Here is a 15657-nt window from a genome sequence, read left to right as displayed (position 1 = left end):
GCGGCGCATCCCCCATACAGCCAGCCCTCCATTTGTGTTAGCATCCAGCCTCAATGCCTCGTTTCCCAGCATCGAGATCTATGAGCTATCAGGTTTTGGCGCGCAAATGGCGCCCCCATACGTTTGAACAAGTGGTCGGCCAGCAACATGTGCTGACGGCCCTGACCAATGCCCTGGATCAGGGACGGCTTCACCATGCCTACCTGCTGAGCGGTACCCGCGGGGTAGGCAAGACCACCATCGCCCGCATTCTGGCCAAGAGTCTCAACTGCGAGCAGGGGATCAGCAGCCATCCGTGCGGTGTGTGCGATACCTGCCGCGAGATCGATCAGGGCAATTTCGTCGATCTGCTGGAAATCGATGCGGCGTCCCGCACCAAGGTGGAAGACACCCGCGAACTACTCGACAACGTGCAGTACCGTCCGGCCCGTGGTCGTTTCAAGGTGTACCTCATCGATGAAGTGCACATGCTGTCGCGCCACAGCTTCAATGCGCTGCTCAAAACCCTGGAAGAGCCGCCCCCCTATGTGAAATTCCTGCTGGCCACCACGGATCCGCAGAAGCTCCCCATCACCATCCTCTCGCGCTGCCTGCAGTTTCATCTGAAGAGTCTGGATCAGACCCAGATTGCCAGGCAGCTCGAATGGGTGCTGGATCAGGAGGGACAACCCTTCGAGCCTCGCGCCCTGCTGGCCCTGGCCAAGGCGGCCGATGGCAGCATGCGCGATGCCCTGAGCCTCACCGATCAGGCATTGGCCCACGGCAACGGCAGCGTGCGCCTGGAGAGCGTGCTCGCCATGCTGGGGACCCTCGATCATCACCACCTGCACCAGTTGCTGGAGGCAGTGCTGCGCCAGGATGCACCCGCTACCATGGCCAAGATCACCGAGATTGCTACCCTGGGCCCCGACTTTGATCAGCTCCATGCCGAACTGGAAGGGCTGCTCCATCGCATCGCCATGGCGCAACTGCTGCCTGCGAGCGTGCAGGAGCAGGGGGCGGATGCCGATGCCTTGCTGCAGCTCGCCGGAGCCATGAGCCCGGAAGAGGTGCAGCTCTGCTATCAAATCGTGCTGGGGGGGCGCAAGGATCTACCCTGGGCCCCTGACGGGCGCACCGCACTGGAGATGACCTGTCTGCGGATGCTGGCCTTCTCTCCCCGGCGCGAGGTGGTCCATCCCGCCAATCTGGCAGCCCAGCCTCTCATGACAGGGCACTCCGGCGTGATGGTGGCAGCGAGGGAAAGCGCGCCGCTCCTGCCGGGAAAGCCCCAGGGGGCTGAGCCGGCCCCGGCTGCCAGCGCAGCACCACAGGCTCCCGCCGCGCCAGCATCGGCCCTTGAGGCCGAGCACGTCGCCCCCGCACACAAGGCGGAGGAGGGCGCAGTGCTGGATCCGCTCTTTGCCGAGCAGGATGAGCTGCTGCGTGAGGCAGAACGGATGGGCTACGAGGCCGTGGTGCCCGCCAGTCCACCTGCAGCAGAGCCAGCCTCTGCGCCGTTGGCGGCGGATGACGCCGGGCAGACGCAGCAGGTTGAGGTCCAAGGGGAAGACGTCGCCATCTCTTCGACCTCCAGCATGCAGAGCCTGCTTGGCAAGCGCAATCTGCTGCGAAGCCGCCTGCGTGGCGAGCAGAGTGCAAACGCTGCGCCCGCCCGGATCACTCCCGTCAAACCGGTGGCCGCGACCAAACCGGCCCCTGCGATGCCTGCCGTCGCGACTTCACCCCAGGCCGAGGTGCAACCAGCGGCGCGGCCCGAGATGCCGGGGCAGGGATCTGCCATGCAAACGGGGTATGACGACCTGCCCCCTCTGGATGCCTATGAAGAGGGGGCCAGTGACTACGAAGAGTATCTGAGTCAGGGGTTTGACGAGGGGTTTGCCAGTGCCCCGTTGCCCACGCGGGCAGTGACTTCCGCCCAGCCAGCTCCCGCCACCATGGCTCCTCCTTCGCAGGAGGATCTGCCGCCCTGGGATCTGGGCGCTGACGTCGGCAGCGCGGATGCGGCGGCACCTGCGGTTGTCGCTATGGTGTCTGCCGCGCCTCCAGTGGCCGCGAGCGAGCCTCAGCCCGCCATTGCGTTGATGGAGACCATCGACTGGGATGCGCTGGAGAGCGACGCCGAGCCCGAGGAGGAGGGGGAGGTCGCCCGTCTGATCCCCTCGTCCTTGCTGGTCAATTGCGGGGACGCCTGGGCCGAGCTCATCGCCCGCACCGGGGTGGGTGGTCGGCTGCGCCAACTGGCCATCAACGCGGTGATGACCCGGGAAGGCAATCGGGTCTCCCTGCTGCTCAAACCCGAGCAGCGCCATCTGGTGAGCGACAAGGCCCGCGCCGATCTGGCCGAGATCATCGGTCCCGAGCTGGGCGGCCCGGTTCACATCGATGTGACCCTGGGCTCGGATCCCGCGCGGGAGACGCCGCTTGAGATAGAGCATCGTCTCTATCTCAGGGTGCGTGAACAGGTGAGCCGGGATCTGGCGGCGGATCCCAACGTACAATTCTTGCAGCAGCGTTTCGGCGCCGTGCTCCATCCCGAGAGCATCGAACCACTGAGTCGCTGAATTGCGGTGAAAAAACCGTGCCGGGGTTTGTCCCCGGTTGAAAAGACCTTTGGCTGCCCCCACTTAGGGCAGATGAACCCACAGCCCGGCGCTGGATGCCGGATTTCAAGACGAGAGACGATCTATGTTTGGTAAAGGTGGAATGGGTAACCTGATGAAACAGGCCCAACAGATGCAAGAGCGCATGCAGAAGATGCAAGAGCAGCTGGCTCAGATGGAAGTCGTCGGCGAAGCCGGCGCCGGCATGGTCAAGGTGACCATGGCCGGCAGCCATAGCGTGCGTCGTATCGAGATCGATCCCAGCCTGATGGAAGATGACAAGGAGATGCTGGAAGATCTGGTCGCCGCCGCCGTCAATGACGCCGTGCGCCGTGTGGAAGAGCAGAACAAGGCCAAGATGGGCGAGCTGACCGGCGGCATGCAACTGCCCCCGGGCTTCAAAATGCCCTTCTGAGAATACTGCCCGTATCCGTTTCCCCTCCTCTGGGAAGGGGAAAAATGAAAAGGCCAGAGCCAAGCTCTGGCCTTTTGCATGTCGGCAACCCCGGGAACGGCCATGCGCAGATCATGGCGGGGGCGGCGCACTTGCCTGCGCCAGGGGGGAGAAGCCCTCGACCAGATGATCGATGAGGGCGCGGATGGCAGGCAGCAGACCGCGGCGTGAGGGGAAGACCGCGTGGATCACCTCCTGGCGCGGGGCCCAGTCGGGGAGCAGACGCACCAGCCGGCCATCGGCCAGGGGCTCATTCATCATCATGGTGGGCAGTTGCACGACCCCGAGCCCGTCGATCGCCCCCTGACGCAATGTCTGCATGTCGGTGGTAGCAAAGCGGGGGCTGTGGTGCTGTTTGACTCGGGCCCCATCGGGGCCCAGCAGGGTCCAGTGATGGCCTTCCAGGCTGGCGCCATGACCGAGGCTCGGCCATGACAGCAGATCTGCGGGGGCCCGGGGCATGCCGAGTGACGCGACAAGGGCCGGGCTTGCCACCAGACACTGGGTCGCATAACCCAGCACCCGCATGGCGAGATCGCTGTCCTCCAGGGGCAGTGGTCGCACCCTGAGCGCCATGTCCAACCCCTCCGCGACCAGATCCACCGCCCGGTTGACCCCGACGAGCTGCACCTTGACGCTGGGATGGGCCAGGGCGAACGAGACCAGCATCCTCCCTACGTGGGCGTGCAGCAGATCGATGGGGCAGGCGATGCGCACCAGACCGCAAGGCTCGCTCTGGGTCGCGGCGATGAGATCCTGCGCCGCATCGGCTTCCACCAGCATGGCCCGGCAACGGGTGTAATAAGCCTGCCCGAGTTCGGTGACGGTGAAGCTGCGGGTGGAACGCTGGATAAGACGCACCCCGAGTCGCTCCTCCAGCATGGCGATGCGGCGGCTGAGCCTGGATTTGGGCATGCCGAGGGCCCTGCCGGCCTGGGCAAAGCCCCCGTGATCCACCACCTGGACATAGAAATAGAGGTCGTTGAGATCCTGTTGCATGGGGTTATCGTTCACAAAATAGGACGCTGATGGCCAATTTTACGTCTACCGGACGCAGCGTTCCAGACTCACAATGCGAGCAACGACACATCCCGTGACGATCACCCAGGAGAGCATCATGAAAAGAGTCATCGGTATTTACAGCGCCCCTCGACAACACTGGGTCGGCGACGGATTCCCGGTTCGCTCGCTGTTCTCGTATCAGACCCATGGCCGCGCCTTGAGCCCCTTCCTGCTGCTGGACAGGGCTGGCCCGGCACATTTCGAGCCCGCCGATCATGCCAGGGGAGTGGGGGAGCACCCGCACCGTGGCTTCGAGACGGTCACCATCGTCTATGAAGGGGAGGTCGCCCATCGCGACTCGACCGGTCAGGGGGGGATCATCGGTCCGGGAGACGTGCAGTGGATGACGGCCGCCGCCGGCATCATGCACGACGAATTCCACTCCCAGGGGTTCACCCGTCGTGGTGGCACCCTCGACATGGTGCAGCTCTGGGTCAACCTGCCCGCCAAACACAAGATGTCGACGCCCGGTTATCAGGGCATCACCAGCGACACCATCCCGCAACTGAGCCTCAAGGAGGGCGACGTGCGGGTGCGCATCATCGCCGGGAACGATGCCGGGTTGCAACAAGGCGAGGTAGAGGGGCCAGCCCGCACCTTCTCGCCCATGAACATCTGGGATTTGCGGCTCAAGGGCGGGGCCAGCGTGGTGCTGCCGGCGGTAGCGGGATGGAACAGTGCCTTGGTGGTACTCAAGGGCTCTCTCATTATCAACGGTCAGGAGCGCGCGGGCGAAGCACAACTGGTGCTGCTCGATCCCAACGGGGAGGAGTTCATGCTGGAGGCGGAGGGCGAGGCCAGCTTGTTGCTGTTGAGTGGCGAGCCCATCGATGAACCCATCGTGGGTTATGGGCCCTTTGTCATGAACAGCGAGGCAGAGATCCATCAGGCGATAGATGATTTCAACAGCGGCCGGTTCGCCGTCATCGCCCCCTGAGACAATCCCGATAAAAACAAAGCGCCTGATGGCGCTTTGTTTTTTTATGGGCCCTGGTCAACCGAGCCAGCCGAGGGCCAGCGCCAGCCTGCCGCACAAGGCGGCCAGCAGGATGCCAAGCAGGGTGCGCAGCAGCCAGATCACCACCAGCTGTCCCACGCTCACCGGGATCCGGGTGGCCAGGATGCAGGGGATGGAGGCAGAGAAGAAGAGCACCGAGCTGACCGAAACCACGGCCGCGACATAGCGCACCAGCAGGTCGGCATCCTTGAGCAGGATGGCGGGCAGGAACATCTCGGCCAGACCGGCCGAGAGGGCCTTGGCGGTGGCGAGCGGCTCGCCGAGATCCAGCAGCCAGGTCAGTGGCCAGAGCAGCCAGCCCAGCAGATCGAACAGGGGGGTGTGCTTTGCCAGCAGCAGGCCCAGCAGACCGACGGACAGTATGGTGGGCACCACGGCAGCGGCCATGTGAAGACCGTCCCTGAGGTTGTCCTTCAATTGCCGCAGCAGGGGATCTGCCTGGTGGGACTGGGTGAGCCCGGAGGTGAGGGCCGCCTGCCAGCGGCTCATGCCAGCCGGTAGCGGCTCGTCGGTCTCGCCCTGGTGAGCCAGGCGACTGATGGGAGGAACACGCGCCAGGATGGCGGTGATGACGAAAGTGATCACCAGGGTGGACCAGAAGTAGAAGTTCCAGTGTCCCATCAGGTTGAGGGTCTTGGCCACGATGATCATGAAGGCGGCCGAGACGGTGGAGAAGCCGGTGGCGATGATGACGGCTTCTCGCACCGTGTACTTGCCCGCGAGGAAGACCCGGTTGGTGATGAGCAGGCCCACCGAGTAGCTGCCGACGAAAGAGGCGACCGCATCGATGGCGGAGTGACCCGGCGTGCGCCACAGGGGGCGCATCACGGGTTGCATCAGCACCCCGATGAATTCCAGCAGGCCGAAACCGAGCAGGAAGGTCAGGGCCATGGCGCCGATAGGCACGATGAGACCCACAGACATGGCCAGTTTATCGAACAGGAAGGGGAGGCGATCCGGGGTCATCAACCAGGCAGGGCCCCAGTCTGTGACATACAAAATGGCCAGGGCCAGCCCGAGCAGCTTGAACAGGCTCAATACCCTGTCGATGGGACGGGCGCGCCAGCGGCCATCCAGCAAGGGGGTGATGGCGCCATAGGCGATGAGCAAGAAAATGAGGGTCAGGGCAAGGGGGCGCTGGGCAATCAGAAAGCCGGCCAGGTGATCCACCACTATGGTGCTGCGCCCGCCAAGCTCGAAGGGAACAAAAAAGATGGCGATGCCAAGCAGGCTGGCCAGCAGCAGCTTGATGCCGGCCCCTGATCCTGCCGGTGCAGTGAGCGTGTGTTCAGGTTCCATTTTCTCTCCTTGTGATCCGCATGGTTCAATTCCATTGAGGGGATGATTTGTATATACAACATCGTCCGGCGCTCAAAATGGAAACACCAAAGTCACCAAAATGCAACATGTGAATCGGTGTGGATGCAGATGACCCCAATGTTGAAAAGCGTGATCTTGGGGGGAAGAGGGGCCGGGATGGCGAGTGGGTGGTGAGACATCAAGAGGTAAAACAGGGAGGTCAGCGACCAGCGCCAGGAAAAACATGAGCGGCTATTTACCCTTTTTGGCCATATTCATTCATGAGCCTATATTCATGACTATTTATGAATAAATCATAAACCCTTTGTTCATTTGACTACTTTTCGACTATCCCATTGCAGAGTAAGATGCCTCTTCAATAAAAATAAGAATTAGGAGTTCGGGTGTGAAGGCATTAGAGAAAGAAAGGATATCGCCCTATATCAGCCAGTTATACGAGTGCGGTATTAATGATTCTGACATTAAGCTCGTCGTGGACCAATTTCGCGCCGACGTTTCCTGTAGTTCATCCCTGTTTTTATTGCGGGATGATGACAAGAGCGACGGAATAAAGCTTTTTTCCAGCGGTCTGACCGAGGCCCAGCAGCAGTTTTACCTGCAACATCATCGCCAGGATGTGTGGTTCAACCATTACCTGGATAAAGGGTGCAAGGGGATCGTCAGCGCCAACAGTATTTCAAGCTCGGTGGGCCTGCTGGCAAGTTTCGGCGCCCAATTCGCCGCCGGCGGCGTCTGCCAGGTCAAAGGGCGTGGGCTGAGCAGCCTGTGCAGTTACCGTGGTGCAGCGCAAGATGATTTCAGCAGTCGCGACCTCACCTCGCTCTCCGAAATCTATTCCGGACTGGCGGCTTGGAGTCACCATTATTGGAACTTGCTGGCCCTGGAAACCCAGAACTATCAGTTGCAACAGCTGGTGAAAAACCATAATAAGCCCAGCGCCATCATAGACGACAAGGGGCATATTCATTATTCCAATGTGGCCTTCAACCGTATCGCCGATGAAAATGTGGAATTGCGGGCCATCAATGGCATTTTCTCTTTGCAGAATAAGGAGCAGCAACGCCAGCTCAAGGAGATCCTCAATGGCTTTGCCTATTTGCTGCCCGGCGCCAGCGCCTATATGTCCATTCCCCGTCAGCCTAACCTGCGCCCGCTGCTGGTCCAATGCACCCTGATGAGCGGACTCAGCCGCTTTGAACGCTATGTGGAAGTGGTGCTGCGTGACCCCGAGCACGCCTTCAACCCCGACATCGAAGCGCTGGCCAGCCTCTATCCCCTCACCATCGGCGAGAAGGAGCTGCTGGTGCTGATGAGCAAGGGTTACAGCAGCAACGACATCGCGGAGCTGCGCGGTGTCAAGGTGGAAACCGTGCGCTCCACCCTGAAAGGGGTGTTCAAGAAAACCGACTGCCACAGCCAGAACGAGCTCTTGCTCTTGCTGCAATCCATCTCCTGATCCATGCGGACTATGCTTGGAGTGAGCCGGACATAGTGCCCGGCTCTTGCCTCCCCTCGGGAGGCTCGTTGGGGGAAAGCGTCATGGAATCACTCAAGGCAAAGGACTACATGCAGACCAAGCCCATCACCTTCAGCGCAGAGATGATGGTACAGGCGGCGGTGGAAAAATTTCTCAACAGTCATCAGTTGGGCGGCCCCGTAGTGGACAGCCAGGGACATCTGATTGGCTGGGTCTCCGAGCAGGATTGCATCGCCGTCATGTTGAAAGAGGCTTACCACTGTGAACAGGTGGCCCAGGTCAGGGATGTGATGCGCAAGGAGGTGCTGGCAGTCGGCCCCGACACCAGCATCCTGGATCTGGCGGAGATGATGATGGGTCAAAAGCCCAAGATCTATCCTGTGGTGGAGGAGGGGCGCCTGCTCGGGGTCATCAACCGCCACAATGTGATGCAGGCCATCCACGCCCAGCTTGGCACCTGTTTCGTGCATCAGGCCAGAGTCTGAGCGGTGTTGTCTGGTTGTTTTCAAAGAGCAGGCTCCGGCCTGCTCTTTTCATCCGTGACGGTCATGATGCCTCCGGCTTGATGTGCTGGCGCGGCGCTTTAAGGCTTGCACCGCCCAGCCTCGCTCTTTAGGATCTCCCCCAGCTATCGATATGGCCCTTGATGGGCACTCTTTTAAGGAATTCGTACCTTGTCTCTCTCTATCGAGGCGCTGCGCCGCCGTCTTACCGCCTGCATGAATCTCGACGCCCGCCGTCTTTCCAGTCGACTGCACGGGGTCAAGAAGCTGCCGGAAGCCAAGCAGGCTGCCGTGCTCGAGACCATCGCCGCTGACCTGGATGTGGCACAGGCGCGCTATCAGTCCCGTCTGGCGGGCGTGCCCAAGGTCACCTATCCGGACAATCTGCCAGTCAGCCAGAAGCAGGGGGAGATCGCCAAAGCCATTGAAGAGCATCAAGTGGTGATCATCGCCGGCGAAACCGGCTCGGGCAAAACCACCCAGATCCCCAAGATCTGTCTGGCGCTCGGGCGTGGGGTCAAGGGCTTCATCGGCCACACCCAGCCACGCCGTCTGGCGGCCCGTACCGTCGCAGCCCGTATTGCCGAGGAGATGGAGTCCGAGCTTGGCCACTACGTGGGTTACAAGGTGCGCTTTACCGATCAGGTGAGTGAGCAGACCCACATCAAGCTGATGACCGACGGTATCCTGCTGGCCGAGATCCAGAACGACCGGATGCTGACCCAGTACGACACCATCATCATCGATGAGGCCCACGAGCGCAGCCTCAACATCGACTTCATTCTGGGTTATCTCAAACAGCTGCTGCCAAAGCGCCCCGATCTCAAGGTGATCATCACCTCGGCTACCATTGACCCCCAGCGTTTCTCCCGGCATTTCAACAAGGCGCCGGTGATCGAGGTCTCTGGCCGCACCTACCCGGTGGAGGTGCGCTACCGCCCGCTCGTCAGTGATAAAAGCGAAGGGCTGGAGGAGCGCGACGAGCTGCAGGGGATCTTCGATGCGGTGGAAGAGCTGGCACGCGAGGGGCTCGGGGACATCCTCATCTTCATGAACGGCGAGCGGGAGATCCGCGATACCGCCGATGCCCTGCGCAAGCTCAACCTGCGCGATACCGAGGTACTGCCGCTCTACGCCCGCCTCTCCAACGCCGAGCAGAACAAGGTGTTTCAGCAACATGCCGGGCGGCGCATCGTGCTGGCCACCAACGTGGCGGAGACCTCGCTGACGGTGCCGGGCATTCGCTACGTCATCGATCCGGGCACCGCCCGCATCAGCCGCTACTCCTGGCGCACCAAGGTGCAGCGCCTGCCCATCGAGCCGGTCTCCCAGGCCAGCGCCAACCAGCGTAAAGGGCGTTGCGGTCGGGTGGCGGATGGTATCTGTATCCGCCTCTACTCAGAGGAGGATTTCAATAGCCGTCCGGCCTTTACCGACCCCGAGATCCTGCGCACCAACCTGGCCTCCGTCATCCTGCAGATGCTGGCGCTCGGCCTTGGCAATATGGAGGCTTTCCCGTTCGTCGAGCCGCCGGAGTCGCGCCATATCAAGGACGGTCTGACCCTCTTGAAAGAGCTGGAGGCGGTGCGCGAGCTGCCCGCCACCGGCGATCGCGAAGCCAAGCTGCAGCTGACCGAGACCGGTCGCCAGCTCTCGCGTATCCCCCTTGATCCGCGTCTGGCGAAGATGGTGATCAGTGCGGCGCAGACCGGCTGCTTGAGCGAGGTGATGGTGATCACCGCCGCCCTCAGCATTCAGGATCCCCGCGAGCGGCCCATGGAGAAAAAGCAGGCCGCCGACGAGCAGCACAGACGTTTTGAAGACAAGGATTCCGACTTCCTCGCTTTTGTTAACCTCTGGAACTATCTGAAAGAGCAGCAGGATCTCCTTGGCAGCAACCCGTTTCGCCGCATGTGTCAGAAGGAGTTTCTCTCCTACCTGCGGGTGCGCGAGTGGCAGGATATTCACTTCCAGCTGCGTCAGACGGTCAAGGAGCTGGGTTTTAAAGCCAACCAGGAACCGGCAGATTTCAAGACGGTGCACTGCGCCCTGCTGACCGGCCTCTTGAGCCATATCGGCAACAAGGATCTGGAAAAGCCCGAGTTCCTCGGCGCCCGCAATGGCCGTTTCCACCTCTTCCCGGCCTCTGGTCTGTTCAAGAAACCGCCCAAGTGGGTGATGGCCGCAGAATTGGTGGAGACCTCGCGCCTCTACGCCCGCATCAACGCCAAGATTGAACCGGAGTGGGTGGAGCCGCTGGCAGGTCACCTCATCAAGCTGCACCACAGCGACCCTCACTGGTCGAAGAAAAACGGCGCAGTGATGGCCAAGGAGAAGGTGACCCTCTATGGTCTGACTTTGGTCAACGAGCGCACCATCAACTTCAGCCGCATCGATCCGGCCCTGTGCCGCGAGCTCTTCATCCGCCGCGCGCTGGTGGAGGGGGATTTCGAGACCCGTCACCGTTTCTTCAGCGATAACCGCAAGCTCCTGGCCGAGGTAGAGGCGCTGGAGCACAAGTCGCGGCGTCGCGACATCCTAGTGGATGACGAGGACTTGTTCCGCTTCTACGATGCCCGTTTGCCGGAGGAGGTGATATCAAGCCGCCATTTCGACAAGTGGTGGAAGGAAGCGCAAAAGCAGGACGCCGAGCTGCTCAACTTCGAAAAAGAGATGCTGATGAAGGGAGATGCGGCCCACATCAGCGATCTCGACTACCCCAACTTCTGGCAGCAGGGGCGTCTCAAGCTCAAGTTGACCTATCAGTTCGAGCCGGGGGAGGCGGCGGATGGCGTGACCCTGCATATTCCGCTGCCGCTCCTGAATCAGGTGGAGGTGAAGGGGTTCGAGTGGTTGATCCCGGGGCTGCGTCACGATCTGTTGGTCGCCCTCATCAAGTCGATGCCAAAGCCGATGCGCAAGAACTTCGTGCCGGCCCCCAACTATGCCGATGCGCTGCTTGCCAGCATCAATCCCGAACAGGGGCCGCTTTTGGACGAGATGGAGCGCCAGCTGCGCCGCATGACCGGCGTGACCGTGCCCCGTGAATCCTGGGATTGGGCTGCGGTGCCCGATCACCTGAAACTCACCTTCCGGGTGGTGGACGACAAGCACAAGAAGGTGGCGGAAGGCAAGGATCTGGAGGCATTGAAAGAGTCCCTGCGCGGCAAGGTGCAGGAGACTCTGTCGCAAGTGGCGGACGATGATATCGAGCAGTCTGGCCTCACCCTGTGGAGCTTTGGCGAACTGCCGCAAGAGTACAGTCAGAAGCGCGGTGGGTTCGAGGTGAAGGCCTATCCGGCGTTGGTGGACGAGAAGGATTCGGTCGCCATCCAGCTGGTGGAGAGTCCAGTGGTGCAGCAGCAGCTGATGTGGGCAGGCCAACGCCGGCTGGTGCTGCTCAACGTGCCATCTCCCATCAAGTATCTGCAGGAGAAGTTGCCCAACAAGGCCAAGCTCGGGCTCTATTTCAACCCGTTTGGCAAGGTGGCCGAGCTTATCGATGACTGCATCGCCTGCGGCTGTGACAAGCTGATTGAGCAGCACGGCGGCATGGCCTGGGACGAGGCCGGTTTCGAGGCGCTCAAGGAGTTTGTCCGCGCCGAGCTCAACGATGCGGTGGTGGAGGTGGCCAAGCAGGTGGAAGGCGTGCTGACGCTATCCCACGAGATCAAGAAGCGGCTCAAGGGCAAGATGCAGCTCGACACCGCCTTTGCCATGTCCGACATCCAGCAGCAGCTCGGCAACCTAATCCACAAGGGCTTTGTCACCGAGACCGGCTGGCAGCGGCTGCCTGACTTGCTGCGCTACCTGCGGGCCATCGAGCGTCGTCTCGAGAAGCTCGCCATCGATCCCAACCGGGATCGGGTCTACATGCTCAAGGTGCACAGCGTGGAGTCGGAGTACAAGGCACTGCTCGCCAAGATCCCCAAATCCCAGCTGATCCCGGCCGAGGTAGCCAATATCCGCTGGATGATCGAGGAGCTGCGAGTTTCCTTCTTCGCCCAGCAACTGGGGACGCCATACCCTATCTCGGATAAACGGGTGCAGAGCGCCATTGCCCAGTGCTAAGCTGCCATCTATCTGTTTTCTGAGCCATAGTGTGAAAGCAACGAGACGCCAAAGGGAAGGGAGGCCGTCATATGCTGGGGATCTGGTTGGGGGTGGCACTGGTCAACATCAGCGGGTATCAACCCATTGCGGAACAAACCTGGGTGCAGCTCAACCCGGAGTTCTATCCGGTGCAGCGCCCCGTGCCGCCCATTTTTGCGGCCTGGCGGGGCAATCAGTTTCCCCCACTTGAACAGAGAAAGAAGAATGGCCGCTGGCAGATCCTCTTTCCTGCCCGGCTGGTGCCCCCCTTCGATCTGTTCGAAGGGGAGGCCCAGCTCTCCAAGGCTTACCTGGCCAGGCTGAAGCGCATCGATGAGATGGCCTATGGAATGGCTCCCCACCAATCAGTACTGCAAGCCGCCTCCTCGGCCCCCTCGTTCGAAGTCCCGGGCGCTGTCGCCTTTGTCGCCGAGTTCTCCCTGCCCCGGGAGAGGAAGATGCGGATGCCTCTGGGGGAGCCCTTGCTCGCACGGCTTGGGGGGCTGGTCCCCACACAGGCCTTGGCAAGACAGGGAGATGCACAGCCCATGGCCACCGCAGATTCTGCCCCTGAGCAGGCGACCCTGATTCTTTCCGCCACGGCGGCAGGGGAGGCATCGCGGGTTTGTCATCAGGTGGCGCCGGGAGAAACCCTGTGGCGCATTGCAAGCCAGCTTCAGTCAAAGGAGGCCGGCGGCTCGGATACTTACAGTTATCTGCTGGCGCTGGTGCAGGAAAATCGTGACAGGATGGCCAAAGGGATCCAGGTACAGGCCGGGCAGCGCCTCTATTGCCCGAAAGCGCAGACTCTGGCGCAATTCGATTCCCTGAGCCCGGCCCAGCGACAGCAGCAGTTTGCCCGTCTGGAGCAGGGGCGCTAGGGGATGGCGAGAGGCGTGGTGGAGTGCCTCTTGGCCAAAGAGGAGTGACGCGGGTTCTTTCCTTGTATCCCCTCCGGGCCCGTGCTAGTATTCGCGCTCGTTTTGCGAGGTGCTGACCGGTCGCAGTCAACACCATACATTCATCTTAAAAGAGATAATCACTATGTCTTTCGTATTCCAAGCTGAAGTCCGTTCTGACCTGGGGAAAGGTGCGAGCCGCCGCCTGCGTCATGCTGACCTGGTTCCTGCCATCGTTTACGGTGCAGGCAAAGAAGCCGTGTCCGTTACCCTGGACCACAAGAAGCTGATCCTGGCCCAAGAGAAGCCGGAGTTCTACTCCTCCGAGCTGACCCTGGTCATCAACGGTGAAGAAGTCAAAGTGAACGTGAAGGCTATCCAGCGTCACCCGGTTCGCTACAAGCTGGTTCACCTGGATTTCGTTCGCGTCTAATCGACAACGAACTTTCCTGTGAAGAGGCCACCCAATCGGGTGGCCTCTTTGTTTTTACAGCAATATCCTGCTGTTTTCACCTATTCTGCTGCTTGTCCTGGCAGGTAGCTATCTGCTGGGCAATGCACTGATCGAGCGCGAGCTCTATCGCGTTCGCAGTGATGAGAGCACCTTCCTGGCGCTTGCCAGCGGCCGCCTTGACGGCGAGCTGGCGGTGCCGCTGCGCCATGTGCGCAGCATGTCGGAAGAACCCATCCTGCTCGAAGCGGCGGCTCGCAATGACCGTGACACCCTGGCCGTCCAGTTCACCATCCTGCTGAACCGCAATCCCGACTATGCCCAGGTGCGTTGGCTTGCCCCGGATGGCATGGAGCGGGTGCGCATCGATCGCCAGGGCCAGCATCTGTGGCGTGTGACGGACGACCAGTTGCAGAACAAGGGGGAGCGTTACTACTTTCGCGATGCCATGGCGCTGCCCTGGGAGCGGGTCTACGTCTCGCCGCTCGATCTCAACGTTGAACACGGGGTGATCGATCGCCCCTTCAACCCCATCTTAAATGCGAAAGGGGACTCCCTCCGACGTAGGTGGGAGGGGAATTTCGCCGGGGCGTCAGCCCCGCTGGTTTTGAATGTATTGCTTGATCACCTCTAACGGCGCACCGCCGCAAGAGCCCACAAAGTAAGAGCGTGACCAGAGTACGGGTTTGCTGTAAGCACCCCTCAAGTCCAGAAATTCATTACGCAGTCGCCTTGATGTGACCGCCTTTAACGAGTTCACCAGCACCGATAGCTGCACTGTTGGGCCGTACTCTATCAGCATGTGAACATGATCAGCCTCTCCGTCACACTCTTTCAGTTCCGCACCAAAATCTCTGCAAACCTCTGCCGCACACTGACCGAAGGAAGCGTGATGCAGATCCCCCAGTATCGGCTTTCGATACTTGGTGATAAACACCAAATGTACGTGCAAAACGTAGGTCGCATGGCGTGATTTATTAATTTTAGTGAATTGCATTCTGTCACTCAATCGGGCTTAATAGATATGGCAATAATGCTACACACTGAGCGCTAAATGCAAATTCTGAAAGCCTACAAATTCCGACTCGAACCGACCGCCCAACAAGCGCAACGCCTGCGCCAGTTGGGCGGTTGTGCTCGTTATGTCTGGAATCACGGGCTGGCAGAAACCAAACGCATTCTGGATGCTGGCGAAAAACTGCCTTCTGCCTTTGAGCTGAACCGGATGCTCACCAGTTGGAAGAAAGACCCAGAAATGGCCTTTCTGACCGAGGCATATACCGACAACCTCCAGCAGAAACTCAAAGACTTGCACGGCGCGTGGATGCGCTGCTTTGATAAAAAACTCGCCGCCAAGGCTCCCGTTTTCAAGAAGAAAAGCGACAACCGCGACTCAATCCGCTTCGTCAACTTTGACAAGTATTGCCGCCTTGAAAAAGGTCGCGTGAAGCTTCCTGCCGGGCTGGCGTGGGTCAAGTTTCGCCAGTCCCAGCCAGTTGAAGGAAAAATTAAAAACGCGACCGTCAGCCAAGCAGCCGGGCACTGGTATATCTCCTTTCAGGTCGAGCAGGAGACGCTTGAGCCAATTCACCCCTCCGGCTCAATGGTCGGGCTAGATGCGGGGATCGCCAAGCTCGCAACCCTGTCAGATGGCACGGTGTTTGAGCCCGTCAACAGCTTCAAAACCAATCAGACCAAGCTGGCAAGGCTCCAACGCCAGTTGAGCAAAAAGGTAAAGTTCAGCAGCAACTGGAAGAAACAAAAAGCCAAGATCCAGC

General features: G+C 60.5%; 12 protein-coding genes and 1 pseudogene. 10 read left to right on the top strand and 3 right to left on the bottom strand.

What is annotated here, in order from left to right:
• Positions 1 to 80: 80 nt before the first annotated feature.
• Both dnaX and HKD46_RS10265 read left to right on the top strand, forming a co-directional pair.
• The gene (gene dnaX, locus HKD46_RS10270; RefSeq protein ID WP_171865376.1) at positions 81 to 2564 is read left to right on the top strand and encodes a DNA polymerase III subunit gamma/tau; all 2484 of its coding nucleotides are present in this window, start codon (positions 81 to 83) and stop codon (positions 2562 to 2564) included.
• A gap of 124 nt (positions 2565 to 2688) precedes the next feature.
• Complete coding sequence (locus HKD46_RS10265; protein WP_005301028.1) at positions 2689 to 3018, top strand: YbaB/EbfC family nucleoid-associated protein; 330 nt, start codon at positions 2689 to 2691, stop codon at positions 3016 to 3018.
• A gap of 111 nt (positions 3019 to 3129) precedes the next feature.
• On the opposite strand, the gene HKD46_RS10260 is transcribed toward HKD46_RS10265, so the two are convergent.
• Entirely contained in the window at positions 3130 to 4056 is a 927-nt protein-coding gene (locus tag HKD46_RS10260) for a LysR family transcriptional regulator (RefSeq protein ID WP_114522870.1), read from the bottom strand.
• Positions 4057 to 4174: 118 nt separating this feature from the next.
• Here HKD46_RS10260 and HKD46_RS10255 point away from each other — a divergent pair, with 118 nt between their 5' ends.
• On the top strand, positions 4175 to 5056 hold the full coding sequence (locus tag HKD46_RS10255) for a pirin family protein (RefSeq protein ID WP_043152681.1): 882 nt from the start codon (positions 4175 to 4177) through the stop codon (positions 5054 to 5056).
• A gap of 57 nt (positions 5057 to 5113) precedes the next feature.
• Here the strand turns inward: HKD46_RS10255 and HKD46_RS10250 are convergent, their stop codons facing one another.
• Positions 5114 to 6436, bottom strand: coding sequence for a YjiH family protein (locus HKD46_RS10250; protein ID WP_171865375.1), 1323 nt, complete (start codon positions 6434 to 6436; stop codon positions 5114 to 5116).
• Positions 6437 to 6842: 406 nt separating this feature from the next.
• On the opposite strand from HKD46_RS10250, the gene HKD46_RS10245 reads away from it, so the two are divergent.
• The 6 genes and pseudogenes from HKD46_RS10245 to HKD46_RS21570 form a co-directional block, all read left to right on the top strand.
• Positions 6843 to 7913: a transcriptional regulator gene (locus HKD46_RS10245; protein ID WP_041215183.1), complete on the top strand. Its 1071-nt coding sequence runs from the start codon at positions 6843 to 6845 to the stop codon at positions 7911 to 7913.
• Positions 7914 to 7996: 83 nt separating this feature from the next.
• Positions 7997 to 8419, top strand: a complete 423-nt coding sequence (locus HKD46_RS10240) for a CBS domain-containing protein (protein ID WP_010674714.1) — start codon at positions 7997 to 7999, stop codon at positions 8417 to 8419.
• A gap of 189 nt (positions 8420 to 8608) precedes the next feature.
• Positions 8609 to 12508: an ATP-dependent RNA helicase HrpA gene (gene hrpA, locus HKD46_RS10235; RefSeq protein WP_171865374.1), complete on the top strand. Its 3900-nt coding sequence runs from the start codon at positions 8609 to 8611 to the stop codon at positions 12506 to 12508.
• Between the two features lie 71 nt (positions 12509 to 12579).
• A complete protein-coding gene (locus HKD46_RS10230) occupies positions 12580 to 13410 on the top strand; it encodes a LysM peptidoglycan-binding domain-containing protein (protein WP_052815105.1) in 831 nt (276 codons plus the stop codon).
• Between the two features lie 163 nt (positions 13411 to 13573).
• Entirely contained in the window at positions 13574 to 13861 is a 288-nt protein-coding gene (rplY, locus tag HKD46_RS10225; RefSeq protein WP_010674717.1) for a 50S ribosomal protein L25, read from the top strand.
• A 64-nt stretch (positions 13862 to 13925) separates the two neighbouring features.
• Positions 13926 to 14417 (top strand): annotated as a pseudogene (locus HKD46_RS21570) (sensor histidine kinase); the annotation flags it as partial.
• Positions 14418 to 14471: 54 nt separating this feature from the next.
• On the opposite strand, the gene tnpA reads toward HKD46_RS21570, so the two are convergent.
• Positions 14472 to 14876 (bottom strand): IS200/IS605 family transposase, encoded by a 405-nt coding sequence (gene tnpA, locus HKD46_RS10215; protein ID WP_119197662.1) that lies wholly within the window; start codon positions 14874 to 14876, stop codon positions 14472 to 14474.
• Positions 14877 to 14933: 57 nt separating this feature from the next.
• Between tnpA and HKD46_RS10210 the strand changes: the two genes are divergently transcribed.
• Positions 14934 to 15657, top strand: a 724-nt coding sequence (locus tag HKD46_RS10210) for an RNA-guided endonuclease TnpB family protein (protein WP_171865373.1), incomplete at its 3' end; no start/stop codon positions are given.

This window comes from Aeromonas sp. TW 6, from assembly GCF_013168745.1.
GTDB lineage: Bacteria > Pseudomonadota > Gammaproteobacteria > Enterobacterales > Aeromonadaceae > Aeromonas > Aeromonas caviae.
This window is presented reverse-complemented; position numbering and strand designations above follow the sequence as displayed.